The sequence below is a fragment of the Halorussus lipolyticus genome (genome assembly GCF_029338375.1).
Classification (GTDB): Archaea; Halobacteriota; Halobacteria; order Halobacteriales; family Haladaptataceae; genus Halorussus; species Halorussus lipolyticus.
In genome coordinates this window covers 422314-446645 of record NZ_CP119804.1, presented here as the reverse complement: position 1 = coordinate 446645, position 24332 = coordinate 422314, and the positions used below count along the sequence as shown (strand labels likewise).

Sequence of the window (24332 nt, the reverse complement as noted above, 5' to 3'; positions counted from 1 at the left end):
GCCCGAAGCATGGATTCCGACGCCTCAGTAGGCCCTCCCGACGAGGACGACACGTCTCTCTGCGACGAGGACGACACGTCTCTCTGCGACGAGGACGACACGTCTCTCTGCGACGAGGACGTCGATTCGCGCGCTTCGAACTCCCAGACCGAGGTGGTGGACGCCGATGGGCGGGGTGAGACGCTCGAACCGGGGGAAACGCTCGAACCGGAGGACGCGGTGACGCCGGAGAACGAATCGAAGTCAATCGAGGAGATGCTGTTGGACTTCGACCAACAGCAGTCGCTCATCCGAAATCGGTCGCTCCTCAACCCGAACGAAGTCGTCGAGGAGGAACGCATCGTCGGCAGGGACGAGCAGTTGACGCAGGTCACGAAGATGCTCCGGGTCGCAATCGGCGACAATCGACCGCCGAACCTCTTTCTCTACGGACCCTCCGGGACGGGGAAGTCGCTCATCATCAACGCCGTCTGTGGCAACATCGGCAGACTCTGTGACAACCGCGGGATTCGGTTCGGCGTCATCGAGATGAACTGTCAGGACATCGGGACGCTCGGGTCGGCCGTCTACGAACTCGCCATGAAAGTCGCCGACGAGGCCGACGTGCCCCTCGAAGTGCCCCAGCACGGCGTCTCGACCAAGGAGAAGTGGCGGGAACTCTACCGACTGGTCAACGAGAACTACGATACCGTCGTCTTCGTCTTGGACGAACTCGACATGCTCGTGGGCCGACGTGACAAGGACCAACCCGCCTTCTCCCGACTCCTCTACCAACTCTCGCGGGCCGGGTCGAGCAACGACATCACCGCGCAGGTCTCCATCGCCGCGATTACCAACGACACCAAGATGCTCGAATCGGTCGGCAGTCGGGCGCTGAGTTCGTTCACCCCGGAGGACGTTCACTTCGACGACTACGACGCCAACCAACTGCGCGCGATTCTCCGCCATCGGGAAGACGCCTTCCACGACGACGTGCTGGAAGACGAGGTGATTCCCCTCGCCGCCGCGTTCGCCGCCCAGAACCACGGTGACGCCCGGAAAGCCATCGACCTGATGCGGGTCGCGGGTGACCTCGCCGAGCGAGAGGGTGCCGACCGCGTTGGCGAACAGCACGTCCGGAAGGCCCAAGATAAGGTCGAGCGAAACCGGGTCCTCGAAGTGACGCGAGGCATCAGCACCCAGAAGAAGCTCTGTCTGTACGCCACCGCCGCGGTAGCCGACGAGAGCGGCGACAGTTCCGCCCGGAGTACGACCGGGTATCAGGTCTACCGATTCCTCACGGACGCCCTCGACGCCGACCAGTACCATCAGGAGACCTACGTCAACAAGATGAAAGAGCTGACGACCTACTCCATTGTGGAGTCCGAGCGCAAGAGCCACGGTCCCTCGTCGGGCATGTTCATCGAGTTCACCTTCAACGAGCAACCCGACACCATCATGGAGACGCTCGGCGAGGACTCCCGATTGGGCGACCTGTCGAGAGACGAGGTGACGGCAGTGGTCCGGGCGCAACTCTCGAACGGGAGCTAACGCCGACCGGACTGGTGCAAGCCTTTTAAGGCGATTCGCTCCCCAAACGGGAGTATGACAGACGAAGAACTCCGCAAGCAGGCCCACGACCTCGACGTGACCGTCTGGGTCGGGAAGTCCGGCATCGACGCCGTTACCGACGAACTCGCCGACCAACTCGCCGACCGAGAACTCGTGAAGGTCAAGCTCCTCCGGTCAGCGCGCGGCGGTACCACGACCGACGAACTCGCCGACGAGTTGGCCGACCGGGTGAACGCCGACCTCATCGAGACTCGAGGTAACACCGCGGTTCTGCACTGATGGTCGAACCGCTCCCGATTTTAGAGCGATTGCTCGGTAACTCCGGGTACGCGCTGGCAGTCACGCAGGCGCTGTACTTCGTCGTCTCGTTCGTCGTCATCTACGTCGTGGGCCGACTGACGCTGATTCCGCTCGTTAGTCGATTCCTCGACCGGCGAGACGTGGAACGCCACGCCAAGACGCCCCTGCTCAAACTCACCCGATTCGGCGTCGTGTTCGTGGCTATCTCGGTCGCGTTCGGATTCGCCGACTACGGCAACTTCCTGACCTCGCTGGCGACCATCGCCGCCGCGGCCACCCTCGCCATCGGTCTGGCGACCCAAGACGTCATCAAAAACTTCGTCTCGGGCGTCTTCATCTACACCGACAAGCCGTTCAAAATCGGCGACTGGGTGGAGTGGGACGGCGGCAGTTACTCGGGCGTCGTGGAGGACATCGGTCTGCGGGTCACCCGCGTCCGAACCTTCGACAACGAACTCCTGACGGTTCCCAACTCCCAACTCACCGACGGCGTTATCAAGAACCCGGTGGCCTACGACGAACTCCGCCTGAAGTTTCTGTTCGGCATCGGCTACGACGACGACATCGAGCGCGCCACCCAAATCATCGTCGAGGAGGCCGAGGCCCACCCGGACATTCTCGACGACCCCGCGCCCTCGGTGCGACTGACCGAGTTGGGTGACTCGTCGGTTGGTCTCCAGTCCAGAATCTGGATTGCGAACCCGAGTCGGAGCGACTACGTGAAAATCAAGGGTGACTACGTGACCAACGTGAAGAACCGCTTCGACGCCGAGGACATCGACATCCCCTACCCCAACCGGACCATCGGCGGCGGTCTGGAACTCACCGATGTCGAGGGGATGGTCGAAGCGACTGGCGACGATTGAGCGGTCTGCGAGCCGTTTTATCCGAATGCCCGTATTACCGGTGCAGGAAATACAGAAATCTATAGATACCCATAAGAATCAATTTTATTTCTTTTACCATGACATGGCAACCCAGAAACTCGTAGCCGAACGAAAGACGGCGAGCCATCGGCTTACCGGTGTAGCGGCAGTAAAATGCGTTATGAGTGGTGGACAACCGGATTTGCCCGGCGTTCCGTACCGGGGAATCCCGGTCGCGTCCTCCACCCCGCGACCCCACGAGCGACAGGTGTCCAGTGGTCCGCTGCTCGCTTCCGCGCCTGACGGATTACCACCGGTAAATCCCGACAGCGACACTCCTGCGAGTGCCCGCCGAGAACCGCTGTCCCCGTAGGACGAGGCTTCGAAGTTGGCTTCCGGGGCCCGGCACGGTCTGACCGGACGCCTCCGGAATTCGGCCCCCGCTAAAGACCATAGTGCGGGTGACGAGGAGGGCCTAACTCCCCGACCTAGTCCATCTCCAAGTAAGGGAGCGCGGACTTAAGGGCCTTTCGCTAACTGCCCGAGAGCGGGGAGCGGAGGACCCACCGTCGCCGAAATTAGGCGACCGCAAGGAGTGCCCAGACGTTCGCGGCCACGACGACGAGGCCCACGAGGAGGTAGACGGCGCTCCCGGCCCGGAAGGTCTGGCGGGAGTCGCCGGTCAGGCCGGACAACCCGACGAGCATGACCGCGGCCATCGCCTTCACGAGGACGAGGCCGCCGAGACCGGCCTCCCGGATGACGACCCCTGCGACGGGGTTGGCCTCCTCCAACCCCATCGCCATGCCGACGCCCGTGGTAACGACGTCGCCGAGCATGACCGCGACGACGGCACCGAACAGGACCGGCGAGACGTAGCCAGTCCACGACCGGCCCTCGTCCCGGAGGACGTACTCGCGGTCCTCCTCGAGCAGGAACTCGTCGTCCCGGAGCATCCACTTCTCGCGGGCGTCCTCGGACTCCACGACGTCGGCCAGCGCCTCGCTCGGGGAGTCCTCGCGTCCCTGTGCGTCACTGTCGAACACGACTCAGTGGTGGGACGCTTCGGGCCTTTGTTATGCAACTGCTAAAAGCCGAGTAGGCGGTGGTTACGGCGAACCTATCGGGAATAATTACAGTACTTCGCGCGCGAACCACCCGGCGCTCCCGGCGAGCGCCAGCGCGGCGAGGAGCAGAATCCACCGATGGTAGTCGAACGCCGCGACCTCGGTGAGACTGCCGACCAGACTGCCCACCGCGATGGCCCACCAGAGGACCAACAGCGCGACGAACCCGCCGAGGACGACGGCCGCGCCTGCCGCGGTCGGCGCGTCGGTCCGACCGTTGCGTCCTCCGGCGAAGACGATGACTGCGACTGCGGCGAACAGGCCGACGACGAGGTGGACCGGGAGCGCGGTCGGCGCGCTGTAGTAGACGCCGACCTCGGTAGCCCTGATGAGGAAGTACGGTGCGACGACGACGGCCAGAACCGCGAGCGCGGAGACGATGCCGACCGTCGGCGCTGGCGTCTCGGGCAACTGTTCCTGCGACATACGCGAAGGTTTTTGTGGTGGGTGGAAAAGGCCAGCGGTCGAGTCGGAAAAGTCACGTATCGGGCGACAGAACGATTGGGTATGGGATTCGGAAGCACGGCCAAGAAAGTCCAGAAGTTGGCCGACACCGCCGAGAAGTTGTACAGCAAACTCAATGACCTCCGCGAACAGGTCGCCGAGATGCGCGAGAAACTGGACTCGACCAGCGAGCGCGTCGAGCGACTGGAACGAGAGAACGCACAACAGCGCGCGCTCCTCGAAGCCATCGCCGAGGAGCAGGGCATCGACACCGCAGACATCGAGGCTGACGCCGCCATCGCGGACGGGTCCGGCGAGGACGCGGACGAGTCCGAGACGTAGCCCCTGCGGACGCGGCGCGTTCTGCCCCGAGATTTCCCGGCGGGCGAACGCCACACAAAAAAGGTTAACCGCCCTCCCAACTTTTGCCTACCCAATGACGGACCATCGGAAGCCGCTGGATTCCGTACTCGAAACCGTCGGGGAGACGCCCCTCGTCCGCGTGCAGGCCTCGCCCGACGAGGTGCCGGTGTACGCCAAGGTCGAGTCGTTCAACCCCGGCGCGAGCGTCAAGGACCGCATCGGCAAGTACATGATAGAGCAGATGCTCGACAGCGGCGAGTTAGCGCCCGGCGGGACGGTCATCGAACCCACCGCGGGCAACACCGGCATCGGGTTCGCCGTCGCCGCGGGGCAACTCGGCATCGACGCCGTATTCGTCGTGCCCGAGCGATTCAGCGTCGAGAAACAGCAACTCATGGACGCCCTTGGCGCGGAGGTCATCAACACCCCGACCGAGGAGGGCATGGGCGGCGCAATCGACCGCGCCCACCAACTCGCCGACGAGATGGACGACGCCGTGGTCCCCCAGCAGTTCGCCAACCCCCTCAACGTCGAGGCCCACTACGAGACCACCGGCCCGGAAATCTTCGAGGCGCTCGACGGCGAGGTCGGCGCGGTGGTCGCGGGATGCGGCACCGCGGGCACCCTGATGGGTATCGCGGAGTACGCGCTAGAGCAGAACCCCGACATCCACGTCACTGCGGTCGAACCCGAGGGGTCGCTCTACTCCGAGACCAAGGGCGAGGACGTAGAGGAGGGCGAGTACAAAATCGAGGGCATCGGCACCCACGACCTCTCGACCAGCGAACTGTTCGACCCGGACCTCGTGGACGAGGTGCTTCAGGTCCCCGACCGGCGCGCTCACGAGGAACTCAAGCGCCTCGCCCGCGAGGAGAGCCAACTCGTGGCCTCCAGCGCGGGCGCGGCCAGCGCGGCGGCGCGCAACGTCGCCGAGCGCATCCGCGACGGCGAAATCGACGCGCCCTACGACTCGGTGGTGACGGTGTTCGCCGACTCCAGCGAGCGATACCTCTCGAAGGGCATCTACGGGTCGTTCGAGGAGTGGGAAGGGTAGATTTAGGTTAGATATGTATTTCCATTTCTTTTAGCAGTATTTAGATTTGTTCAGAACAGTATTTTAATATCCTGTTCGGCGCGCGCTGGCGCGACACAGTGTCGCGCCAGCGCGCGCCGAAGAAGAAAGAGTCACCGAGTCCGACTGCTCCGTAATCAAACACTACTCCGGAAACCGACACTCCCGCCTCACATCCACGGCGGTTCGTGCAGGTCCCACATCGACTCGATGGTGTGGTCGGGCGTCACCTCGACGGACTCCTCGCTCCGCGCCAGCCAGACCGCCGAAATCCCGGCGGCCTTCGCGCCCGCCACGTCCGACCGGAGCGAGTTCCCGACGTGGACCGCCTCGTCGGCCCCGATGCCCATCGCTGACAGGGTGCGATGGAAGTGGTCGGGGTCGGGCTTGACCGGGCCGCCCGGTTCGGTGAAGGTCGTCGCGTCGAAGTAGTCCGCGATGTCCAGCGCGGCCAATTTCTGGGATTGGGTCTCCCGGTCGCCGTTGGTGACGAGCGCGAGGTCGTGGCCCGCACCTAACTCTGCGAGTGCCGACTCCGCGCCGGGCAGGAACTCGACTTCGGTCGGGTCGGGGTCCTCGTAGGCCCGTGCCACCGCCAGCGCGTCGGCCGGGTCCCGGCCTTGCTCGTCGGCAATGCCGGTGAAGCACTCCTCGCGGAGTTCGACCGTCGAGTCGGCCGACACCTTCGCCAGCCAGCGCCGGAAGTCCGAGACTCCGAAGAAGGGTTCGACGCTTGCGTCTGCGAAGGCGTCGGCGAGTCTGTCGGCGGTCGAACGGGGATGTTCGCAGATGGTCTCGTCCAAGTCGAGAAAGACGGTAGAGGGGGCGGCGTCCGCGTCTGTCATTGACGAGACTACGCGCTCGACGGGAAAAAGCACTCCGCAGAAATTGGCGTCGGAGTCCGCCCGACTCCGGGTCCCGAATTCGGCGTTTGGCGTCAGTTACTGCTGTTTCCGGTCTGGTTGCCGCCGGTCTGATTCCCGCCATTGGTGCCGTTTCCGCCGCCACCGCCGTTGCCGTCGAGGAGGCCGTCGTTCAGCGTGGCCTCGTCAACCCGGTCGAAGTCCACGGTCATCAGGTTGCCCTCAGGGTCGGTGATGTCGAACTCGTCGGTCATCACGTACACTGCGCCCCGTTCGAGTTCCGCGGCCTGCGCCGGGTAGAAGAAGAACTCGTCGTTGGCGTTGAGGTACTCGCCGAACCGGGTGTTGTAGTCGCTGAAGATGTCGGTCCCCTGCACGTTCTGGTTGGGTTGCCACTTCACGACGCCGGAGACGACCCGGAACAGCGCGTTCGGTGCGAACACGTGGCGTTCGACCAGTGCCTTACCGCCGCCCTCGTCGAGGACGTCGAAGTCGGTGTCGAACACTTCGTCCTCGCCGACCGGTTCGAACGAGACCGAGACGATGCCTTGGTCGTTGGTGTCGTCGGCGAACAGCGAGAAGTTCTTTTCGAGTTCGTAGACCTGTCCCTGCTGTACCTCGGCGTCGTGGGCCGGGAACAGCATTACCTGCTCGTTGGTGTTCAGGAACCGGATGGCCCGCGTGTTGTAGTTGCTCCAGATGTCGCCCTGATTGACGCCGCTCACGTCCGGTTGCTGTTCGATGACGGGCGAGACGACCCGGAACTGCGCGCCGGGCCGGAACTCGTCGTTGAACATCAGCGCCTTCCCGCCTTCGGCGGCGTCACCGTCTTGGGCCGTGACGGTTCCGGTTCCCCCGACGCCGAGGGCCAAGCCCCCGGACGCGACTGCGCTCTTTTTCATGAACGACCGACGCGACTCACCGCTCAGCGAGTGCTGGTTTTCCTCAGTCATGATAATCCGCCCCCACCACGGGTGGCTATCGAAAACAAGGGTCTCGCGTCTGAAAAGGCCCGTGGCCACCGGTTTCGGTATCGGCCACATAACCTAAATCCGAGGACTCACCGCCGGCCTGTCAGGTGACGAGCTTCTGATGTTCGACCTTGATGCACTTGTCCTGCACCACGCGGAGTCCGGCGTCCTCGGCGCGCTCCGCCGACTCGTCGTCGGCGATACCGAGTTGGGTCCAGACTACCGACACGTCGTCTCGGCCGAGGGCCTCGTCGACGATGCCCGCCACCTCGTCGCTCGGCCGGAACACGTTCACGATTTCGACGTCCTCCTCGACCTCGGACAGCGAATCGTAGGCTCTCCGACCCAAAATCTCGTCGGCGGTCGGGTTGACCGGAATCACCTCGTAGCCGTGGTCCAGCAGGTATTTGGGAATCTCGTGAGCGTCCTTGCCGGGCGTGGTCGAACACCCGACGACCGCCACGCGGGTCATCCCGAGAATTTCGCGCAGTTCGGCGTCGCTCTCTACGGGCATGGTGCCACAGACGGGAGCGCCCTGCAAAAGGGTTGAGGTAGGGGCGACTCGAAGACCGGACCGCTCAGAACTCCGGAATCGCCTGCCAGTCGGTGCCCTCGCTGACGCCCTTCAGGCGCAGTTCGGCACCGTCGTCGGCCTCTCGAATCTCGATTTGGCCGTCGAACAACTGCCGGAGGGTACTCATCGTCTGCTCGTCGTGGGCCGTCGAGTCGATGACGAAGATGCCCAGCGCGTCGGCACTCTGGACCCGGCCCGTGAACACGTGGAGGAACCGGAACACCGTTTGGAGGTTCGAGTACATCAACAGCGTCGAGAGCGAGTGCAGGAGGATGCGATTGCGCTGGACTCCTCGTTCCTTGTAGAAGGCTTCGAGGAACTCCGAGAGTTGAATCCCGATGCCGGTCATGTCCTTGGGCGAGGAGGCGTAGGCGATGTCGTCACTCTGGGTGGGGTTCATACCCTGTTGTTTGGACACACAGTCCACGATACCGAGTGGCCCACCCTCATCGCGGCCGAGCATCTCACGAAGGTCCTCGCGCACGTCTTCGCCGCCGTCTTTCGTCGTGACGACGATGTTGCCGTCACCGCGACGGCCACCGTGCGCGAGAATCTTCAGAGCGAGAGTTCGTTTGCCCGTCATCGGCGGCCCGGCCACCAGGAGATTCGTCCCCGGTTCGACCTCGGCCCCCGGACAGACCTCACCCAATCCGTACATGGCGATTCCTCGCGTGAAATTGCGACGGGAACGGACACCCGACAGTCCCGTCCCCGGCGTCGTCTGACAGTAAAATCTCCTGTTTCGCTTATATTCTTTTTGATTACTCTCCGGGAATTCTACGTTCGTGAATTGGTCACACCACCCTCGGAGGAAACCCGAGGCCGCGCCCGAGACCCCGCCGGTGGTCACGCCTGCAGGCGGTCGATTCGGTCGAGCGACTGCTGGCGGATGTACTCGACCGCGATACGGGTCAGGTGGTCGTCCTCGTCGGCGTAGTCGTCGGCCCGGTCGAGGTACGTCTCCACGATGCGCCGGATGCGCTCGACGCCGGTCGCCCGGTCGTCCGCGAGGTTCAACTCGGCGGTGACGGGCGTGAGTTGCTCGCCCCGGTCCTCGGGGTAGTCGTCGGTGTCGTCCAGTCCGATTTGCGCGCCGACCACCATCAGCACGATGGCGCGCTTGAACCCCTCGCCCAACTCCACGCCGAGGTCGGCCTCGTACATGTTGAGCATGTCCTCGTAGAGGATGCCGACCCGCGCGTACTGGGTGGCGAAGTACGGCAGGTCCGACTCGTCGCCGAACAACTCGCCGTCCTCGATGGGCGCGAACTTGTAGCGCTCGCGCACTTCGTCTGCGGCCGCCTCCCACTCGTCAGTTCCCTCTCCCGACCGCCGGAGTCTGTCGAGGAGGTCCCGGAAGGCCTCGTCCTCGTCTTGGTGGCGCTCGGAGAGTTCGACCGCGTGCTGGTAGGATTCCCGGACCTCCTCGGGGGTGTCGTCGCTGTCGAACCACGCTTCGACGCCCTCCTGAAGGCTCTCTTGGGCCACCTCGGCGACGCGCTCTCTCGGCCGGAGGTTGGTGTCGAAGTCCTCGTACTCGTCGTCGTTGATGGCGTCGCGCATGTCGCCGTCCAACAGCGCCCGGACGACGTTGTAGGTCGTCTGCTGACCGCGGGCGATGAACTCGCGGTCCACGTCGCTTCCGACCCGCGAGACTGGGACGTTGCCCGCCATTACGTGAATCCGGGCGAGGGTCAGCATTGCCGGGAGGACGAGGCGCGTGTCGTAGTCGAACCGGGCCTGCTCGTCGGCCGCGCCCGGCACGGGGTCGAGTTCGCCGGACTCCCGCGCGCGCTGGAGGTCACGCTCGACCCGCAGAAACAGGCGCTCGGTCATCGACTCGATTTCCGATTCGACCTCACTGCGGAGCAACACCATCGTGGCCACTCGCGGGTCCTTCGTCTCGGCGAGGTGGCCGAACAGTGCCCGCGCAGTCGCCGGAATTCGAGACCGAACGCTACCCATGTCTGGTCGGAGAGTCGCCCGCTGGGGTATATCAGGGTTTGGAAGTCTCTCTGGCGACCGGAAACTCCTATCCCCAGAAGCGAGCTATTTATCTCCCTGCCGGCGGGTTGTGAGCCTGTATGACGAGTCTCGACGGCACTGCGAGGCTGTTCGGTCGCGTCGCCCGCGGAATCGGACTCGCGGGGCGGACCGTCCTCCCGGTGGACACCAACCCGGTCCCGGCCGACTGGACCCACGTCACCAAGGTAGACCCCGAGGAGGCCAAGAAACTCCCCCTGCTCTACCCCCTCTACCTCCGGCACACCAGCGCGGTGTCGGTCGGCGGGTCGGCCGACGTGACCGCCGAGAACACCGAGGAGACCTTCGACTTGCTCGCGCCCGCCTCGGTGCCGGTGTTCCACGAACCAAGTGGCCCGCGCCACGTCACGCCCCGGACCCGCGCCGAGGCCGACCTGCTGGCCATCCCCGAGGTCCTGAACGGCGATTCGGAGTCGCTTGTCGGCCAACTCGGGGCCGGCACCGAGTACATCCGCGACGAGTTAGTCCCCGACCTGCTGGCCGACGAACTCCCGTGGCTCCCCGGCCGAGTCGCCGACGCGCTGGCCGACTTTGCGACCTCGTGGCTCCTCTCCGAGGCCGTCTTCGAGGCCTACATCATCCAGAACCCCGACAGCGCGGCGGCCCGCGAGGCCAACGTGGACGAGTCGGACCTGCTGTCGCCCCGCGAGGCCAAACAGCGCGCCATGGCGGCCGAGCGCCACCTCGAAAGCGAACTCGTCTACCTCGAATACTCGGGCACCTACGGCGGCGACGAGGCAACCGACACCCTCGCGGCAATCGCCGACTCGCTGTCGTGGTCGCGGCTCTGGTACGGCGGCGGCATCGACTCCCGCGAGCGCGCCGAGGACATCCTCGACGCCGGCGCGGACGCCATCGTCGTGGGCGACGCCTTCCACCGCGTGGCCGACGAGGAGGCCGACCTCTGTGAACGCGCCGCAGACGCGCTCGACGCCGGGGTCCTCGATTCGACCGCGGACGAGTCGGCGGTCCGCGAGTGGGTCCGCGACGAGATTTCGGTCGCCGACTCGAACGCTGTGGCCTACCTCGCCACGATTCCCGCCGTCTCGAACCCCGTCCTCCTCGCCGAGGCGTACCTGACCGCCACGGTCCGGACGTGGCTCCTGCTTCACGCCCGGTCTGCTGACGACGCCGACCTGCGACTCGGGCGCGAGGCGGGCGAGGACCTCCGGACCGCGCTCGGGTCGGACCTGCTGGCCTCGGTGGACGAGGACGACTTGGCGCTGATTCGACGCTCGCTCCGGGCAGTCCTCGGGGACGGGGCAACTGTTTCGACGGGGGCCTCCTCGTCGGGGCTGGCGACGACCCACTTCGCGCTGTCGCTGTCGTCTCGGTAAACGTACACGGCCAAAAGAATGAAAAATGGTTTAAGTCAGTTCTCCAAAACGGTGGTACACCGCTGGCCGATACGCATGAGTCTCACTACCAAAATCGCCCGCGTGGTCTGCGCCACTAGTTCCGACGCGGACTCGGACGCCGACTCTGAGGACGCCTACGAGTGCAAAGACTGCGGGGCGACGTTCTCGCTCGACAGACAGACCTGTCCCGACTGCGACTGCTGTCGCATCGACCGCATCGACTGGGACGGCATCGTCTCCGAGTGAGTTTCGGTACGCCATCACACGGCCGGTCGAAACCACGGTGTTTAAAAACACCGAGCCAGTAGAATGAAGCGAGGGCGCTTAGCTCAGTCTGGACAGAGTACTTGGCTTCGGACCAAGCTGCCACGGGTTCAAATCCTGTAGCGCCCACTCGTTTTCCACTTCGTTCACGACCAACGTAGCGGTGCGTCGGGTCCCGCTTGCGGGCCACCGGACCGACACGTCACGACTACTCTACTCCTCGGTTCGTCGGTCCGGGAATCGTATCGGACTACTTCGGTGACGCGGGACTCTCCTCGTCGGCATCTACTTCGTCGGTCTCTGCTTCGCCGGTCTCTACTTCTCCAGCCTCTGCCTCGTCTACGGTCGTCTCGCCTTCGCCTTCCGCTCGCCACTGGTCGTCGGTTCCGGCGTCGAGTAAGTCGCCGGGGTCGTCGGCGTTCACTGGCAAGGAAAGTTGCTCGTCCAGTCGCTCGGGAGTGGAGTCGTCGGCGAACCGGCCGCCGGCGTCGGCGTCGGTCTCGAAGCGGGCCAGCGCCTCCGAGAGGAGGTCGGCCTGCGCGGTCAGGTCGCTGGCCGAGCGCGAGACTTCGGTCAGAGCGGTGGTCTGTTCCTCGGCGGCGGCCGCGACGTTCTCGGCCTCGGCGGTGGTCTCGTCGCTGATGCGGGCCACCTCGTCGAACATGGTGACGACCTCCTCGGTCGAATCGGCCTGCTCCTCGGTGGCCTCGCTGATGTTCTGGACGCCGGTGTTGGTCTCCTGTGCGTAGTCGGCGATTTCCTCCAGTGCGTCCACCGCCTCGGCGATGGAGTCGGTATGGCGCGAAATCTGGTCGCTGGCGGACTGAACCTCGTCGCCGGTGCGCTCGGTCTGTTCTTTGATGCGTTCGAGGCGTTGCTCGATGTCCTCGGAGGCCACCTTGGCCTCCTCGGCGAGTTCCTTGATTTTGTTCGCCACCGCCGAGAAGCCCTCGGGGTTGCCCCCGTCGGTGCTGGACCGCGACACCTCGATGCTGGCGTTGAGCGCGAGCATGTTGGTCTGGGTGGCGATTTCGCCGATGAACTCGATGAGTTCGTCCACCTCGGCCACTTCGTCCTCCAGTCGCTCGATTTCCGCGACCGCCTCGTCGGACGTGGCCTCGATTTTGTCCAACCCCTCGATGGCTTCTTGGGCGGCCTTCCGGCCTTCTCTGCCCGTCTCGGCGGTCTCCTCCGCGAGGTCCGCGACCTCGTTCGAGGAGGCCGCGATTTCTTCGGTCGTCGCAGACAGACCGCTCATCTCGTCGGCGACCGCTTGGAGACGTTGGTTCTGGACCTCGGCACCGTCCGAAATCTCTTGGACCGATTCGGTGACTTGCTCGCTGGCGGAGTAGACCTCCTCGGACGAGGCCGTCACGACCTCGCTGGCGGCGTACACCTCGTCGGCGAACGTCTTGAGGTCGGCCGTGGTCTCCTCGATGTCGGCCATCATCGCGTTGAACGAGTCGGCGATGGCGGTCATCGCCTCGCTGTCGCTGTCGGGGTCCATCCGGCGGGTCAGGTCGCCCTCGGCGCACTCGTCCATCACCGCGCTGTAGTCGTCGGCCTTCCGTTCGAGGTGACTGTTCAGACGCTCGGTGGTCCGAATCTGGTCGCGGAGTTCGTCGCGCATGTCGGCGAAAGCGTCGTAGAGTCTGCCGAACTCGTCTTCTCGGTGAGTTCGGAGGTCAACGTCGAGTTCGCCGCGACCCATCCGCTCGCTCCGCTCGCGGAGGTCCGCGAGGGGCCGGACGGTCCGGCGACCGAGGACGACCCCGACCCCGAGGAGCGCCAGCAGACTCGCGCCCACGAGATAGCCGATGTTTCGGCCGACCGCGCTTCCCAGCGCGTAGGCCTCGGACTTCCGGATGGTGGTGACGGCCACCCAGTCGGTGCCCTCGATGGGGGCGAACCCGACCACGAAGTCGCCGCGCTCGCGGAGCGTGACCTGCCGGTCGGGGACGCGACTCCCGACCAGTCCCGCCGACGAGACGTTTGTCGCGTCGGACTCTAGCACCGTCTCGCCCTCGGTGGTGACAATCCACGTCGTCTGGTTGGTCGCTGGCTGATGGAGGTTCGCCACCCGGTCGTCGATGCCGCCCGCGACGACGAGGTAGACGCTCTCGCTCCCGGCCACGGGGCTGGCGACGGCCATGTACTTGTCGTCCTCGGTGTACCACGGCGAGTCCTCGTCGGTGTAGGTCGTGGTCTTCGAGACGTAGGCCCGCGAGGTCCACACGTCGTCGTCGCCCTCGAAAGAGTCGGCCACGCCGGGGTCGGCCCACGGCATCTCCACCCGGTCGAGCGACCAGCCTTCGACGGTCTGCTTGGTACTGGCGACTACTTCGTCGTCCTCGGCGTCCACTAGATACAGCGCCGTCACGCCGTTCGAGGAGCGATTCCGCGCTGTTTTGAGTCGCTCGCGCATCGCCGACCGGTCGCCCTCAGCGAGTGACTCGCGGGCCGAGACGGTCCGGGTCTGCGTCCTGATGCCGTCTATCCAGCGGCTCAGCGAGTCGGCTTGCAGTTCGACGGTGGACGCGACTTGGGCCTCGGAGTCGTCGCGGGCCATCTCGCGGGCGTCTACGTAGGTGACGGCCCCGACAGCGGCGACCACGACGACGACCAGCGCGATAGAGATAGTGAACCTGACAGCATACCGACGCCGGACGACCCCCGGCGTCACCGCTCGGAGGACGCGACGGGGGAGCGAACGACCACCGGGGCCGTTCGACGCTCCGTCGCTTTTCTCCTCGCTAGTGCTTTCATCTTTCATTCGTGTCTTCGTGCTTTCGATAGTTTCCACATAAATCTACTTGCCGTTTCGAATTATCTAAAATTTCAGCCACAAGGTAATTGGCCCCACACGAGCGGGATTCGGCGAAGCGGAGGGAGACGGGAGCTTTGCTTCGAGGGAAATAAGAATAATTCCTAAATATGTATATACAATTCTTAAAGGTATATATTTATTTCTTAAACCGCACCGAACTCGCTTCGAGACGGCGACAGCGCGAGGACCTACTGTCGGAGCGCGCTCGACTGACCAACCGCCGGGGTGGGTGAAGGGGCCACCCGGTCACGGGCTTCAGCGGACATCACCACACCGATTCTGCGGTTCCGTCTCCACCTGCTGTACCTCGCAATTGTCGCACGTCTACTCCACGTTCTACATTGGCACCCTGACACGACCACGCCGGAAGACCGCCATTTACCACGCTCCGAAACCAAACTCCAGTATGGTCGAAGACGACGAACTCCTGATGACGCCCGGCCCGACTGCCGTCCCGCCCGAGGTCCGCGAGGCCATGGCCCAAGCGCCGCTCAACCCCGACGTGCAAGCCGAGTTCTCGCCGTTCTACCGGGACGTGCTGGACAAGCTTTCTGCGGTCCACGGCACCGACGACGATGCTCTCGTCTTGAGCGGCGAGGGGATGCTCGGCCTCGAAGCCAGCGTGGCCTCGCTGGTCGAGGAGGACGACGAAGTTCTCTGCCTCGCCAACGGTCTGTTCGGCGCAGGCTTCGCCGACTTCGTGGAGATGCACGGCGGCGAGGCCGTGGTCCACGAGGCACCCCGCGATTCGGGATTCGACCCCGAGACCGTCAAATCCGCCGTGGAGGACCACGACTTCGCAGTGGCCACGATGGTCCACTGCGAGACGCCGACCGGTCTCCTCAACGACCTCGGCGAAATTCTGAGCGTCTTGCAGGACGCGGGCGTCGTCACAATCGTCGATGCGGTCTCGTCGCTCGGCGGCGCGCCGGTCCCGACCGAGGACATCGACGTGTGTCTGGGCGCGTCCCAGAAGTGTCTGAGTTCCCCGCCGGGGTTGACCACCCTCTCGGTCAGCGACCGGGCGTGGCAGAAAGTCGAGCAGACCGACCAAGACACCTTCTACACCAGTCTCGAACCGTGGCGCGACGTGGAGATTCCCGACGACCAACCGCCCCACCTGCCCTACACCCACGCCGTCTCGAACCTCTACGCGCTGGACGCCTCGCTCGACCGACTGCTGGACGAGGGCCTCGAAAACGCCTTCGACCGCCACGCCGAGGTCGCCGAGTTCTGCCGAGAGCGCGGCCGTGACCTCGGACTCGAACCCGTCCCCGCGGACGACGCACTCTGCTCGCCCACCGTGACCGCCTTCCGGGTCGATAGCCGGGCCAGCGACCTCCAAGCCCGCCTCGAATCGGACCACGGCGTCGTCGTGGCGACCGGTCTGGGCGAGATGGCCGACGACGTGCTTCGGGTCGGGCACATGGGCTACAACGCCGACCGCCAGCGCGTCGCCGAGACGATGGACGCGCTCGCAGAAGTTTTCGAATAGACCGAATCAGAAACCGATTTCGACCGCCGACCCGGTGGTTACGTCGGTGATAGAGACGACGTGGCCGTGGCGCTTACTGTGGGCCTCGGCCGAGTCTTGGGCGGTCTCACCGCGGGAAATCCGTTCCCGGAACGAACACCCCGCGTCCTCGCAGACGACTCGGAACGGGCCGAACATCCTACTCGTCGGCGAGATGAAGCCACCGGGGGTCGAAGGCCGGATGTCCGTCGAAGGAAACCCCGTCCTCGTCGCGGTCCACGAGGCCAACCCCGGCCAACTTGGGCAGATGGCTGTGCCGGAGACTGGCCCGAACCGACGCGATTTCGTCGTCGGTCGGGGTCGGTGTGGACTCACCCGCGCCGCGTCGGACCTCCCGCACGGCGACTCGCTCGGCGAGTTCGCCCGGTTCGAGCGCGTCCTTCTCGCGCAGGACCGAGAGGAGGGTTCGGCGGCGCTCGACGGCCAGCGCCGACAGCACGCCGTCTAACTCGCCGGAATCGGCGTCCGCGCTCGCCCCGTCGAGAATCGGGGCCGCCGCGCCGAGGAGACCGGTCGCAACCGTCCCGCGGGCCTCGTTCCAGCGGAGCAGGTCGGTCTCGGCCAGTTTCGGCAGGTGGACGTGGCGCAGTTGCGTGTGAACTCGCTGGTGTTCGTTATCGGTCACGTCGAGGAGGGGCTTGCCGGACTCCTCGGCGACGAGGAGGCTGGCGAGGTCGGACTCGGACAGGTCGCCGTCGCGCGCTCGGACCAGCGAGAGTATCCGGCGACGGTGGTGGTCCGCCAGCGCGCGAAACACGTCGTCCAGCGAGCGACCGAACGCCGAATCCGGGTCGTCCGAGTTTCGATTCATAGTCGGGGAGCGGGACATTTCTCGTCTGTTGATTTCTTACGAACCGAATTAATGGCGTTGCCTAAGTCATGAGGTTACGCAAACTGATGTTTTCGGGACTGCTCGAACAGCGCGCCTAACACCTTGCTCTCGGCGAGTCGGACGTGCTGGTGGAACGTCGCGTCGGCGACGTCCAGCGAGTCGGCGACCATTTGGGCGCTACTCTCTCGGGGCCACTCGAAGAACCCAGCGAAGTAGGCGGCCTCCAGCGCGGTCCGCTGGCGGTCGGTCAACTGCTCGGACAGCACCCGGTCGAGTCCGCGAACCGACTCGCCCGACACCGAGACCTGTCGGCGCGTCACGGCCTCGATGGTCGGATACGAGTCCTCGACGCGCTCGACCACCTGCCGAACGTCCACGGTCGGGGGAAAGTGGAGGGTCATGCGGTAATCGCCGTCTTCGATAGCGGCCTCCTTGATGTGGCCGCCGTGGGACGCGACGGTCGAGATGACCGGCGGTTCCGAGAGTCGCAACTCGAAGCGCGTGGTCCCGAACTCCTCGGTTATCACCGATAGCTCCTCCCAGTGGGGGAGTTTCTCGGTGAGCGTCCGCAGTGTCGCCATCGCGTCGTCGCTGGCGGTACCGTATTCGATGAACTCGCCGTCGCCCACCGGCACGGTCCGGGCGAACGAAATCGTCCCTTCCGATGGCGGAACCCCGAGCGTCTCGAACACGTCCCGAATCCGGAACTCCAGTTCGACCAGTTCGTCGCTCATCAGCGCCCGCTTTCGCTCGACGCCGGCGATGGCGTGGCCGACGATTTCGCCGAGTTGGCGCACCACCTGTCGCTCCTCGCCCTCGAAGGCGTTCAGTCGGTCGGCGTAGATGCACAAGATGCCGTAGAGGCTGTTCTCGTGGACGACCGGGACGGCCGACGACGACCGGAAGCCGTACTCTCTGGCCTGCTCGCGCCACGGTTCGAACTCGTCTGCCGTCATCACGTCGTGGACGACCTGCACCTCCATGGTCCGGGCGGCCCTGCCTGCCGGACCGCGAGCGGTCTCGTCGTCGGGATTCACCGAGATGTCGATGGCCTCGACGTAGCCATCGACGCCCGACTCCGCGGTGAGCGTCACGTCCTCGTTCCGGGGGTCCACTTCCCCGAACCACGCGAACTCGTAGGAGTCCGACTCGGCGAGGCGGTCACAGACGACCGACGCTATCTCGTCGCGGGTGGACTGCTGGACGACGGCCTCGTTGATGTCCCGGACGACCGCGTTCAGGTTGTTGAGCGCGGTGAGTCGCTCGCGGTGGCGGTGCAGGGACTCCTCCCGACCCACCCGGTCGTACGCGGCCTCGGCGTTGGCCGCCAGCAGTTCGACCAGTTGGCCGGTCCGGTGGTCGAATTCGCCGACTGCTCTGGACCCGACGACGAGGAGACCGTGGTCGCCCATCGGCGCGAACGACCCGGCCCGCATCTCGGTCTCGTCGGGGTCCACGTGCAGGTTCGGAGCCTCGCGGATGTCGTCGTAGTGGGCCGGGTCGCCGTCCCCGAAGACGGTCCCCGTGATACTGGTCTCGTCGGCCGGCGTCTCGGGGAACTCCTCGCGCATGAACCCGGCTTCGACCGACTGCTCGGCGGGGACGAGTCGGTCGTCGTCGGGGTCGTAGCGGTAGACCACCACGCCCGACAGGTCCAGTACCTCGGTGGCCGCATCGACCACGACCTCGCCGACCTCGGCTTTGGTCTCCGCTGTGAGGAGGTCCCGCGACGAGTCGTGGAGCGATTTGAGGGTCTCCTCGAACTGTTTGCGGTCGGACACGTCCCGGACCACGCCGGTCCGGGCGTGCCTGTCGTCGGGACCGTAGGGACCGAATCGGCTCTCGACCGGAATCGTCCCGCCGTCGGCGGTCTTCAGGTCGAACTCTATCGAGGCCCCCTCGCGCTCGCCGGCGGCGACTTCGGAACTTAGCTTCTCAGCGGTCTCGTTGATCTTGTCGCTGTGGACGACTGCGCCGGGTTCGCCCAGCAGTTCGTCGCGGTCGTAGCCCGTCATTTCGAGGAGCTGGCGGTTGACCATCGCAAACCGCTCGTTGTCGTCCAGAGCGTAGACGCCGTCCCAGAGCCTCTCGACCACGGCCTCGTAGCGTTCGAGTTCGCGGGACCGCTCTCTGCGCTCGGTCACGTCCCGGAAGTAGACCGACAGGCCGGTGTCGGAGGGGTAGAGGTGGACCTCGAACCAGCGGTCCAGCAGGTCGTAGAACTCCTCGAAGGTGGCCGATTCCTGCGTCGAGAGGGCCTCCTCGAAGGCCTCCTCGGCGACCGGTCCCGGTTCGAGTTCATCCCAGATTCGGCGGCCCAGCAGTTCGGTGGCCGAGATTTCCAGCAGGGACGCCGCCCGGTCGTTGACGTAGGTGAACCGGAGGTCGTCGTCGAGCGCGACGAAAGCGTCGTCGATGCGCTCGAACACGTCGTCGAGTTCGTGGCGCAGGTCCTCGCGCTGGCGTTCGAGTCGCCGGGTCTGGGCTTTGAGGCGGGTCACGTCGTTGGCCGTGGCGACGACCTGCTCGGTCTCCCCGTCGCCGTCTTCGATGGGGTCCGCGGTGACCGACAGCCACCGATTCTTGCCGTCTGGGAGTTCGATGCGGACCTCGCGCTCGGTGACGGTCTCGCCGGTTTCGAGGACCTCGCGGACCGGTTTCTCCTCGAAGCGGATGGCCTCGCCGTCGGCGTTCGCCATCTCGCGTTCCCCGGCGGTGTACCGCTTCATCTCGGCCGGTGGCACGTCGAGGATACCGGCCATGCGCTCGTTCGACCGGACGACGCTCCCGTCGGTGGCGAACACCGCGATGCCCGCCTGACTCGCCTCCAAGATTCGGTCGGTGAGTTCTTTCTCGCGGGCCAACGCGTCCTCGGCCCGGAGTCGCTCAACCAACTCGCCCAGTTCCGTACCGACCGACGAGACGAGTTCGACCATCCGCTCGTCCGCGGGCCGGGAGTCCGTCATCGTGAGGACCAGCACCGCGACCACGCCGTCGTCGGTGGTGATAGGGACCCCGAGCGCGGACTCGATACCGGCGCTCTCGGCTTGGTGGACTCGGGGCGCGGTCGCGGTCGAGTGGTCGGACACGTCGCGCATCCACTCCGGTTCACCGGTCTCGCAGACCCGGCCCGGAAGCCCCTCGCCGCACTCGAAAGTGAACGACTCGGAGGCCACTGCGAACGCTTCGAGGTCCGGGGCGACGTAGTCGGCCGACGCGCGTTCTAGCACCCGATCGCCGTTCGGGACCCACGCCTCGCCGAACTCCCAATCCGTGGCCTCGCAGACCTCCCGGAGCGTGGCCCGAAGGCCCTCCTCGAAGGAACCGGCCTCGGCGATGGAGCGGGTCGTAGAGTAGAGGAGTCGGCGCTCGGCCTCGGCGTAGCGGTCGTCGGTCATGTCGCGGGTGACTTTGGCGTATCCGACCAGCGCGCCGTCGTCGTCCCGAATCGCCGAGATGGTGACGTTGGCCCAAAATCTGGTGCCGTCGGCCCGGACGCGCCACCCCTCGTCTTCGATGGTGCCCGCCTCGGCGGCGTCAGCGAGATTGCCTTCGGGGACGCCAGCCTCGCGGTCCTCGGCGGTGTAGAACGTCGAGAAGTGTTCGCCCAGAATCTCATCGCGGTCGTACCCCTTGATTCGCGCCGCACCCTCGTTCCAACTCACCACGCGGCCCTCGGGGTCGAGTCGGAAGATGGCGTACTCCTCGACGGCCTCCACGAGCGACCGGAACTTTCGCCTGCTCTCGCGGAGTTCGTCCGCGGCGGTCTCCGCCGGGCGGGTTTCCGCCGCCGCTTCGGCGTCGTCGCTCGCCACCGCGCTCGGTCGGTCGGCCGCGAGTCGCTCGCCCGGCGGTCGCCACCAGACCCGTCCTCGCGCGCCGACTTTCTTGGTTTCTATCAACCCCCGCTCGGCCAATCGTTCGAGGCGGTTGTACGCCGTCCGGCGCGAGCAGTCGAGGCCGTCGGCGACTTCGGTGGCCGTGTAGGGCGCGGTCGGCGAATCGGAACACTCGAAGACGGCGACTGTGTCGGCGAGCGAGTCCGGGAGGCCGGGGGAATCCATAGCAGTACCACCCACTGTATCGTAATAAGTACTTCCGTCAACGGAAAGAGTCGGGCGCGCCGAGCGTTCCGGTCCGTCTGCTGAATACAGGCGCTCGACCCGCGATAGTCCCCGATGAAAATCAAAAAAGCACGTTTAGAAAATGACTTGATTTCCTAAACACATCAAAAGAATTGCTAACAGACGAATCTGGATTTTTTATCGTTCCCCTCGCCCGACGCGCTCAGGCCTCCTCGATGGTGTCGATGACGCGCTGAGAGAGGTCCACATCCGAAACCTCCCCGCGCGCGTGGCCGACCAACCACTCCCGGTCGGCCCGCCACGACCCGCGGGGGTCGTCCTCGATGCTGGCCACTTCGGCGCGCACGTCGGTCGGGTCCCACCCGTCGTCGTGGAGCGCCAGCAGGCGATTGAGGACCCGGCCGACCTCGCGGTGGGGGACGCCCTCGCCGGGCGAGGCCGTCTCGTAGTCGATGTAGAGGGTGTCCTCGTCGGTGGTGAGGTCGGTGACGTAGACGCCGTGGCTCATCAACCGCTGTTCGAGTCGCTCGCGCATCTCGTCGTCGTCGTCCATGCCGGACCGTAGGATGCGCGGCGGGTAAAGACCCCGCTACCAGAAGCCGTGGGAGTCCCGCGGTGCCACGCAGGCGCAGGTCACTGTCGGGTCGAGTACGTCGTCCATCGGTAGCTCCTCGCCGCATTCTCTGCAGACGACGGTCGTCGCTTCGGTTCGTCGGTAGCGTCGGAGCGCGTGCGCCCCGATTACTGCTCCCGCTGTGAGGCCGACCGCCCCCGCCAGCGCCTTGTCGATTATCGCAGTCTCGCGTGCCATGCGCTCCCGAGGTTCGGCCAGAAACTTAAAGCCATTGACGCGGGGAAAGCAACAGAATTCGTTCCTGTCCGATATATTGCAAGCTTTTTGTTACCGAAGATGGTAGCCGACCGCATGGACGACCCGGTAGATGACCGCGAGAACCTGCTGGTGAAACTGACCTCGCTCGGCGTCCTCGGCCTCGGTCTCGCCGGGCTATTTCTGGGCTTCGAGTGGTTCTGGGCCGTGTTCGCCGTCGGGTTCGCCGTCGTCGTGCCACTCGTGAAACTCGTGAGTAAGTCGCTCGGAGTCGGCGACGCCGAGCGCGACCACCGACCGAATCGAACCGCACGCGACCGCACCGCCGGCACCGAGTCCAAGCGGGACGCCCTCGACGAACTCCGGAGTCGATACGCTCGAGGGGACCTCAGCGACGCCGAATTCGAGCGAAAAGTCGAGACCCTGCTGGAGACCGAGACGCCCGAGAGCGCCAGAAAACACGTCGAACGCGAGACCGAGACCGAGACCGACCGGTAGCCCGCGGGTCGGACGGTATGCGGCACATATAATAGGCCAGTCGATTCAGATACGCACACATGGTAGGGTTCCTGAACTTCGTCATCGGTTTCGTCGTCAGCCTCCTCATCGGAGCGTTCGGAATCTACGTCGGCGCGCGAGTCATCGCCGACCGAGACGACTACGAGTACGCGATTCTGACCGCGCTGGTCGGCGCGTTCGTCTGGTGGCTGGTCGCCGGGTTATTCAGCCTCATCCCGCTGGTTGGCGGCCTCATCGGGTCGATACTCGGCCTGCTGGCGTGGGTCTACGTCATCAACGCGCGCTACCCCGGCGGTTGGGGCAAGGCCATCGGCATCGCGCTGGTCGCGTACATCACGGTCTGGGTCGTGCTGTTCGCGCTCAACGTGGTCGGGTTCCTCTCAGCGGGCGCGCTCGGCATCCCCGGCGTCTAATCGGTCTTCGACTTCTTTCCGTATCCTAGCTCCTCGGTAACGAGGTCCGCGGCGTTCCGAATCGCGCCCACCGACGAGAGGTATCCAGCCCCGACGGTGGTCTTGAGCGCCTTCGCGGGGCGGCCGGTCAGCACCTTCGGGCCGATTTGAGCCACCGCGCCGTCGCCGACAGAGACCAGCCATCCCGGCGAGTCGAACGCGAAGGGTTCGAGTCTCGGCTCGAAGAGGTCGTCGCCCTCGCGGTCGTACTCCGCGAGGCTGGCGATGTTCCGGGCCACGACGCGGGCCTCCCTGACCGCGGCCTGCGCGCTCGCCGGGACCGGTTCGCCGTCAGCGTCCACCACGCGAGCAGAATCGCCCACGACGAAGGTGCCGTCGCCGAGGAGCAACGTGTTCTTGACCGCGGGGCGCTCGCCACCGAGTGCCGACGGACCGCGGATGCCCCCGGTCCAGACGAACTGGTCGTAAGCTATCTCGTTGCCGGTTTCGAGTTCGATGGCCGACGCCGAGGCCGACGACACCGCGGTCCCGGTCCGGACCTCGACATCGCGGGCTTCGAGTTGGTCGCGGACGGCTTCTTGGAAGTTCTCCGGGAAAGCGGGGGCCACGCTGTCCAGTTGTTCGAGGAGCGTGATGGTGACTCGTTCCTCGGCGTCCTCCTCGCGGGCGAAGGCCGCGAGTTCTCCGGCGACTTGGACGCCCGAGAGGCCCGCGCCGCCGACCACGACGTTGGCTGGCGAGTCCCCTGCGTCGGCCGAATCGAGCGCGTCGAGGAACTCGGCCCGGATTCGCTCGGCGTGGTCGAGGGTCTTGAGGGGCGTGGCGTGGTCCTCGACGCCCGGCAGGTCGTAGAATGCGGTCTCGGCCCCGAGACAGACCCCGGCGTAGTCGTAGTCGATGGTCTCGCCCGAGGACAGCGTGACGACGTTCTCGTCGGGGTCCACGTCGGCGACTTCGGCCTGCCGGACCGTCGCCCGGTCCAGCACGTCTTCGAGGTCCACCTCGATTTCGTCGGCCAGCGAGGGTCTGCGGACGACGCGGTGGAGTTCGTGCTGGACGAGGTGGCTCCCGGTGCGTTCGACCACCAGAATCTCCACGTCGTCGGGGACGGTGCCTTCCAGTTTTCGCGCGAGGGTCAGTCCGGCGTAACCCGCGCCGAGGACAGCGATTCGCATCAACCGGGCGTTCGGAGCGAGAGGGCTTAGAAGTGAGGGCTGAGGTTACATGGGCCAAATTTAATCGGCGAGCAATGCTAGAACACCCAGACCAACTGCAACCCCGATACCAATTCCCGCACCTTGAGCAGTCGCCCGGCGGGTAGCCGGGTCGTTATGAATTTCCTCAGCAAGTGCATTCCCTACTTGCCTTCCTGCTGTTTTTCCAAACTCTTCACCGAATGCTCGAGCAAGTTCATTTAGTGGTTCGGATTCGGAAGCGGGCGTTTGCGATTGACTTTCAGTCTGTTCGACAGGCACAACGGTATTATTTTTGTTCATA

25 protein-coding genes, 1 tRNA gene and 1 other RNA gene are annotated in these 24332 nt (G+C 65.2%); 11 read left to right on the top strand and 16 right to left on the bottom strand.

Annotated features, from left to right (window positions below):
- The first annotated feature begins 255 nt into the window (after positions 1-255).
- From P2T57_RS02355 to P2T57_RS02345, 3 genes are read left to right on the top strand one after another with little or no spacing between them, the layout of a single operon-like run.
- Entirely contained in the window at positions 256-1530 is a 1275-nt protein-coding gene (locus P2T57_RS02355; RefSeq protein ID WP_276302068.1) for an orc1/cdc6 family replication initiation protein, read from the top strand.
- A 54-nt stretch (positions 1531-1584) separates the two neighbouring features.
- Positions 1585-1830 carry a YhbY family RNA-binding protein gene (locus tag P2T57_RS02350; protein ID WP_276300870.1) on the top strand — a complete coding sequence of 82 codons (246 nt, stop codon included), beginning with the start codon at positions 1585-1587 and terminating at the stop codon, positions 1828-1830.
- Positions 1827-2717 (top strand): mechanosensitive ion channel family protein, encoded by an 891-nt coding sequence (locus P2T57_RS02345; RefSeq protein ID WP_420028519.1) that lies wholly within the window; start codon positions 1827-1829, stop codon positions 2715-2717. Before P2T57_RS02350 ends, P2T57_RS02345 begins: the two co-directional genes overlap by 4 nt.
- Before the next feature lie 186 nt (positions 2718-2903).
- On the opposite strand, the gene ffs is transcribed toward P2T57_RS02345, so the two are convergent.
- The 3 genes from ffs to P2T57_RS02330 all read right to left on the bottom strand — a co-directional run bounded on the left by ffs (position 2904) and on the right by P2T57_RS02330 (position 4270).
- Positions 2904-3216: signal recognition particle sRNA (gene ffs, locus P2T57_RS02340), an RNA gene on the bottom strand.
- Positions 3217-3295: 79 nt separating this feature from the next.
- Positions 3296-3763 (bottom strand): DUF5658 family protein, encoded by a 468-nt coding sequence (locus P2T57_RS02335; RefSeq protein WP_276300868.1) that lies wholly within the window; start codon positions 3761-3763, stop codon positions 3296-3298.
- An 87-nt stretch (positions 3764-3850) separates the two neighbouring features.
- Positions 3851-4270 (bottom strand): DUF7548 family protein, encoded by a 420-nt coding sequence (locus P2T57_RS02330; protein ID WP_276300867.1) that lies wholly within the window; start codon positions 4268-4270, stop codon positions 3851-3853.
- Between the two features lie 81 nt (positions 4271-4351).
- On the opposite strand from P2T57_RS02330, the gene P2T57_RS02325 reads away from it, so the two are divergent.
- Positions 4352-4630: a DUF5798 family protein gene (locus P2T57_RS02325; RefSeq protein WP_276300866.1), complete on the top strand. Its 279-nt coding sequence runs from the start codon at positions 4352-4354 to the stop codon at positions 4628-4630.
- A gap of 94 nt (positions 4631-4724) precedes the next feature.
- Positions 4725-5705, top strand: a complete 981-nt coding sequence (locus tag P2T57_RS02320; protein WP_276300865.1) for a PLP-dependent cysteine synthase family protein — start codon at positions 4725-4727, stop codon at positions 5703-5705.
- A gap of 188 nt (positions 5706-5893) precedes the next feature.
- Here P2T57_RS02320 and P2T57_RS02315 read toward each other — a convergent pair whose 3' ends face one another.
- The 5 genes from P2T57_RS02315 to P2T57_RS02295 form a co-directional block, all read right to left on the bottom strand.
- Positions 5894-6568: an HAD family hydrolase gene (locus P2T57_RS02315; protein ID WP_276300864.1), complete on the bottom strand. Its 675-nt coding sequence runs from the start codon at positions 6566-6568 to the stop codon at positions 5894-5896.
- 92 nt (positions 6569-6660) lie between these two features.
- Positions 6661-7539, bottom strand: a complete 879-nt coding sequence (locus P2T57_RS02310; RefSeq protein WP_276300863.1) for a twin-arginine translocation signal domain-containing protein — start codon at positions 7537-7539, stop codon at positions 6661-6663.
- Positions 7540-7660: 121 nt separating this feature from the next.
- A complete protein-coding gene (locus P2T57_RS02305) occupies positions 7661-8071 on the bottom strand; it encodes a CoA-binding protein (RefSeq protein WP_276300862.1) in 411 nt (136 codons plus the stop codon).
- A gap of 64 nt (positions 8072-8135) precedes the next feature.
- Complete coding sequence (locus tag P2T57_RS02300) at positions 8136-8789, bottom strand: RAD55 family ATPase (protein WP_276300861.1); 654 nt, start codon at positions 8787-8789, stop codon at positions 8136-8138.
- 188 nt (positions 8790-8977) lie between these two features.
- Positions 8978-10096, bottom strand: coding sequence for a hypothetical protein (locus P2T57_RS02295; RefSeq protein ID WP_276300860.1), 1119 nt, complete (start codon positions 10094-10096; stop codon positions 8978-8980).
- A 119-nt stretch (positions 10097-10215) separates the two neighbouring features.
- Here P2T57_RS02295 and P2T57_RS02290 point away from each other — a divergent pair, with 119 nt between their 5' ends.
- The 3 genes from P2T57_RS02290 (at position 10216) to P2T57_RS02280 (ending at position 11925) form a co-directional block, all read left to right on the top strand.
- On the top strand, positions 10216-11511 hold the full coding sequence (locus tag P2T57_RS02290; RefSeq protein WP_276300859.1) for a geranylgeranylglyceryl/heptaprenylglyceryl phosphate synthase: 1296 nt from the start codon (positions 10216-10218) through the stop codon (positions 11509-11511).
- Positions 11512-11586: 75 nt separating this feature from the next.
- Positions 11587-11778 carry a hypothetical protein gene (locus P2T57_RS02285; protein ID WP_276300858.1) on the top strand — a complete coding sequence of 64 codons (192 nt, stop codon included), beginning with the start codon at positions 11587-11589 and terminating at the stop codon, positions 11776-11778.
- Positions 11779-11850: 72 nt separating this feature from the next.
- Positions 11851-11925 (top strand) — tRNA-Arg (locus tag P2T57_RS02280).
- A 121-nt stretch (positions 11926-12046) separates the two neighbouring features.
- On the opposite strand, the gene P2T57_RS02275 is transcribed toward P2T57_RS02280, so the two are convergent.
- Positions 12047-14569, bottom strand: a complete 2523-nt coding sequence (locus P2T57_RS02275) for a methyl-accepting chemotaxis protein (RefSeq protein ID WP_276300857.1) — start codon at positions 14567-14569, stop codon at positions 12047-12049.
- A gap of 460 nt (positions 14570-15029) precedes the next feature.
- Between P2T57_RS02275 and P2T57_RS02270 the strand changes: the two genes are divergently transcribed.
- A complete protein-coding gene (locus P2T57_RS02270) occupies positions 15030-16118 on the top strand; it encodes a pyridoxal-phosphate-dependent aminotransferase family protein (RefSeq protein WP_276300856.1) in 1089 nt (362 codons plus the stop codon).
- 6 nt (positions 16119-16124) lie between these two features.
- Here P2T57_RS02270 and P2T57_RS02265 read toward each other — a convergent pair whose 3' ends face one another.
- The 5 genes from P2T57_RS02265 to P2T57_RS02245 form a co-directional block, all read right to left on the bottom strand.
- Positions 16125-16295, bottom strand: a complete 171-nt coding sequence (locus P2T57_RS02265; RefSeq protein ID WP_276300855.1) for a hypothetical protein — start codon at positions 16293-16295, stop codon at positions 16125-16127.
- A 1-nt stretch (position 16296) separates the two neighbouring features.
- Positions 16297-16968 (bottom strand): DUF7344 domain-containing protein, encoded by a 672-nt coding sequence (locus tag P2T57_RS02260; protein ID WP_276300854.1) that lies wholly within the window; start codon positions 16966-16968, stop codon positions 16297-16299.
- Between the two features lie 74 nt (positions 16969-17042).
- Complete coding sequence (locus P2T57_RS02255; RefSeq protein ID WP_276300853.1) at positions 17043-21053, bottom strand: PAS domain S-box protein; 4011 nt, start codon at positions 21051-21053, stop codon at positions 17043-17045.
- A 223-nt stretch (positions 21054-21276) separates the two neighbouring features.
- The gene (locus P2T57_RS02250; protein WP_276300852.1) at positions 21277-21627 is read right to left on the bottom strand and encodes a DUF8159 domain-containing protein; all 351 of its coding nucleotides are present in this window, start codon (positions 21625-21627) and stop codon (positions 21277-21279) included.
- A gap of 36 nt (positions 21628-21663) precedes the next feature.
- Complete coding sequence (locus P2T57_RS02245) at positions 21664-21885, bottom strand: hypothetical protein (protein ID WP_276300851.1); 222 nt, start codon at positions 21883-21885, stop codon at positions 21664-21666.
- A gap of 114 nt (positions 21886-21999) precedes the next feature.
- Between P2T57_RS02245 and P2T57_RS02240 the strand changes: the two genes are divergently transcribed.
- Positions 22000-22401 carry an SHOCT domain-containing protein gene (locus tag P2T57_RS02240; RefSeq protein WP_276300850.1) on the top strand — a complete coding sequence of 134 codons (402 nt, stop codon included), beginning with the start codon at positions 22000-22002 and terminating at the stop codon, positions 22399-22401.
- A gap of 59 nt (positions 22402-22460) precedes the next feature.
- Positions 22461-22835, top strand: a complete 375-nt coding sequence (locus P2T57_RS02235) for a hypothetical protein (RefSeq protein WP_276300849.1) — start codon at positions 22461-22463, stop codon at positions 22833-22835.
- Here the strand turns inward: P2T57_RS02235 and P2T57_RS02230 are convergent.
- Both P2T57_RS02230 and P2T57_RS02225 read right to left on the bottom strand, forming a co-directional pair.
- Positions 22832-24010: an NAD(P)/FAD-dependent oxidoreductase gene (locus tag P2T57_RS02230; RefSeq protein WP_276300848.1), complete on the bottom strand. Its 1179-nt coding sequence runs from the start codon at positions 24008-24010 to the stop codon at positions 22832-22834. The two genes, P2T57_RS02235 and P2T57_RS02230, sit on opposite strands and share 4 nt — an antisense overlap.
- A 60-nt stretch (positions 24011-24070) precedes the next feature.
- Positions 24071-24331: a hypothetical protein gene (locus tag P2T57_RS02225; RefSeq protein ID WP_276300847.1), complete on the bottom strand. Its 261-nt coding sequence runs from the start codon at positions 24329-24331 to the stop codon at positions 24071-24073.
- Position 24332: the final 1 nt, after the last annotated feature.

What these genes read in the sequence shown, in the direction of transcription:
- P2T57_RS02330 (WP_276300867.1), bottom strand. Translation starts at nt 4,270, where the DNA reads ATGTCGCAGGAACAGTTGCCCGAGACGCCAGCGCCGACGGTCGGCATC.
- P2T57_RS02265 (WP_276300855.1), bottom strand. Translation starts at nt 16,295, where the DNA reads ATGTTCGGCCCGTTCCGAGTCGTCTGCGAGGACGCGGGGTGTTCGTTC.
- P2T57_RS02240 (WP_276300850.1), top strand. Translation starts at nt 22,000, where the DNA reads ATGGACGACCCGGTAGATGACCGCGAGAACCTGCTGGTGAAACTGACC.
- P2T57_RS02290 (WP_276300859.1), top strand. Translation starts at nt 10,216, where the DNA reads ATGACGAGTCTCGACGGCACTGCGAGGCTGTTCGGTCGCGTCGCCCGC.
- P2T57_RS02315 (WP_276300864.1), bottom strand. Translation starts at nt 6,568, where the DNA reads ATGACAGACGCGGACGCCGCCCCCTCTACCGTCTTTCTCGACTTGGAC.
- P2T57_RS02245 (WP_276300851.1), bottom strand. Translation starts at nt 21,885, where the DNA reads ATGGCACGCGAGACTGCGATAATCGACAAGGCGCTGGCGGGGGCGGTC.
- P2T57_RS02285 (WP_276300858.1), top strand. Translation starts at nt 11,587, where the DNA reads ATGAGTCTCACTACCAAAATCGCCCGCGTGGTCTGCGCCACTAGTTCC.
- P2T57_RS02255 (WP_276300853.1), bottom strand. Translation starts at nt 21,053, where the DNA reads ATGGATTCCCCCGGCCTCCCGGACTCGCTCGCCGACACAGTCGCCGTC.
- P2T57_RS02295 (WP_276300860.1), bottom strand. Translation starts at nt 10,096, where the DNA reads ATGGGTAGCGTTCGGTCTCGAATTCCGGCGACTGCGCGGGCACTGTTC.
- P2T57_RS02355 (WP_276302068.1), top strand. Translation starts at nt 256, where the DNA reads ATGCTGTTGGACTTCGACCAACAGCAGTCGCTCATCCGAAATCGGTCG.
- P2T57_RS02305 (WP_276300862.1), bottom strand. Translation starts at nt 8,071, where the DNA reads ATGCCCGTAGAGAGCGACGCCGAACTGCGCGAAATTCTCGGGATGACC.
- P2T57_RS02300 (WP_276300861.1), bottom strand. Translation starts at nt 8,789, where the DNA reads ATGTACGGATTGGGTGAGGTCTGTCCGGGGGCCGAGGTCGAACCGGGG.
- P2T57_RS02325 (WP_276300866.1), top strand. Translation starts at nt 4,352, where the DNA reads ATGGGATTCGGAAGCACGGCCAAGAAAGTCCAGAAGTTGGCCGACACC.
- P2T57_RS02250 (WP_276300852.1), bottom strand. Translation starts at nt 21,627, where the DNA reads ATGGACGACGACGACGAGATGCGCGAGCGACTCGAACAGCGGTTGATG.
- P2T57_RS02230 (WP_276300848.1), bottom strand. Translation starts at nt 24,010, where the DNA reads ATGCGAATCGCTGTCCTCGGCGCGGGTTACGCCGGACTGACCCTCGCG.
- P2T57_RS02350 (WP_276300870.1), top strand. Translation starts at nt 1,585, where the DNA reads ATGACAGACGAAGAACTCCGCAAGCAGGCCCACGACCTCGACGTGACC.
- P2T57_RS02260 (WP_276300854.1), bottom strand. Translation starts at nt 16,968, where the DNA reads ATGAATCGAAACTCGGACGACCCGGATTCGGCGTTCGGTCGCTCGCTG.
- P2T57_RS02225 (WP_276300847.1), bottom strand. Translation starts at nt 24,331, where the DNA reads ATGAACAAAAATAATACCGTTGTGCCTGTCGAACAGACTGAAAGTCAA.
- P2T57_RS02235 (WP_276300849.1), top strand. Translation starts at nt 22,461, where the DNA reads ATGGTAGGGTTCCTGAACTTCGTCATCGGTTTCGTCGTCAGCCTCCTC.
- P2T57_RS02310 (WP_276300863.1), bottom strand. Translation starts at nt 7,539, where the DNA reads ATGACTGAGGAAAACCAGCACTCGCTGAGCGGTGAGTCGCGTCGGTCG.
- P2T57_RS02320 (WP_276300865.1), top strand. Translation starts at nt 4,725, where the DNA reads ATGACGGACCATCGGAAGCCGCTGGATTCCGTACTCGAAACCGTCGGG.
- P2T57_RS02275 (WP_276300857.1), bottom strand. Translation starts at nt 14,569, where the DNA reads ATGAAAGATGAAAGCACTAGCGAGGAGAAAAGCGACGGAGCGTCGAAC.
- P2T57_RS02270 (WP_276300856.1), top strand. Translation starts at nt 15,030, where the DNA reads ATGGTCGAAGACGACGAACTCCTGATGACGCCCGGCCCGACTGCCGTC.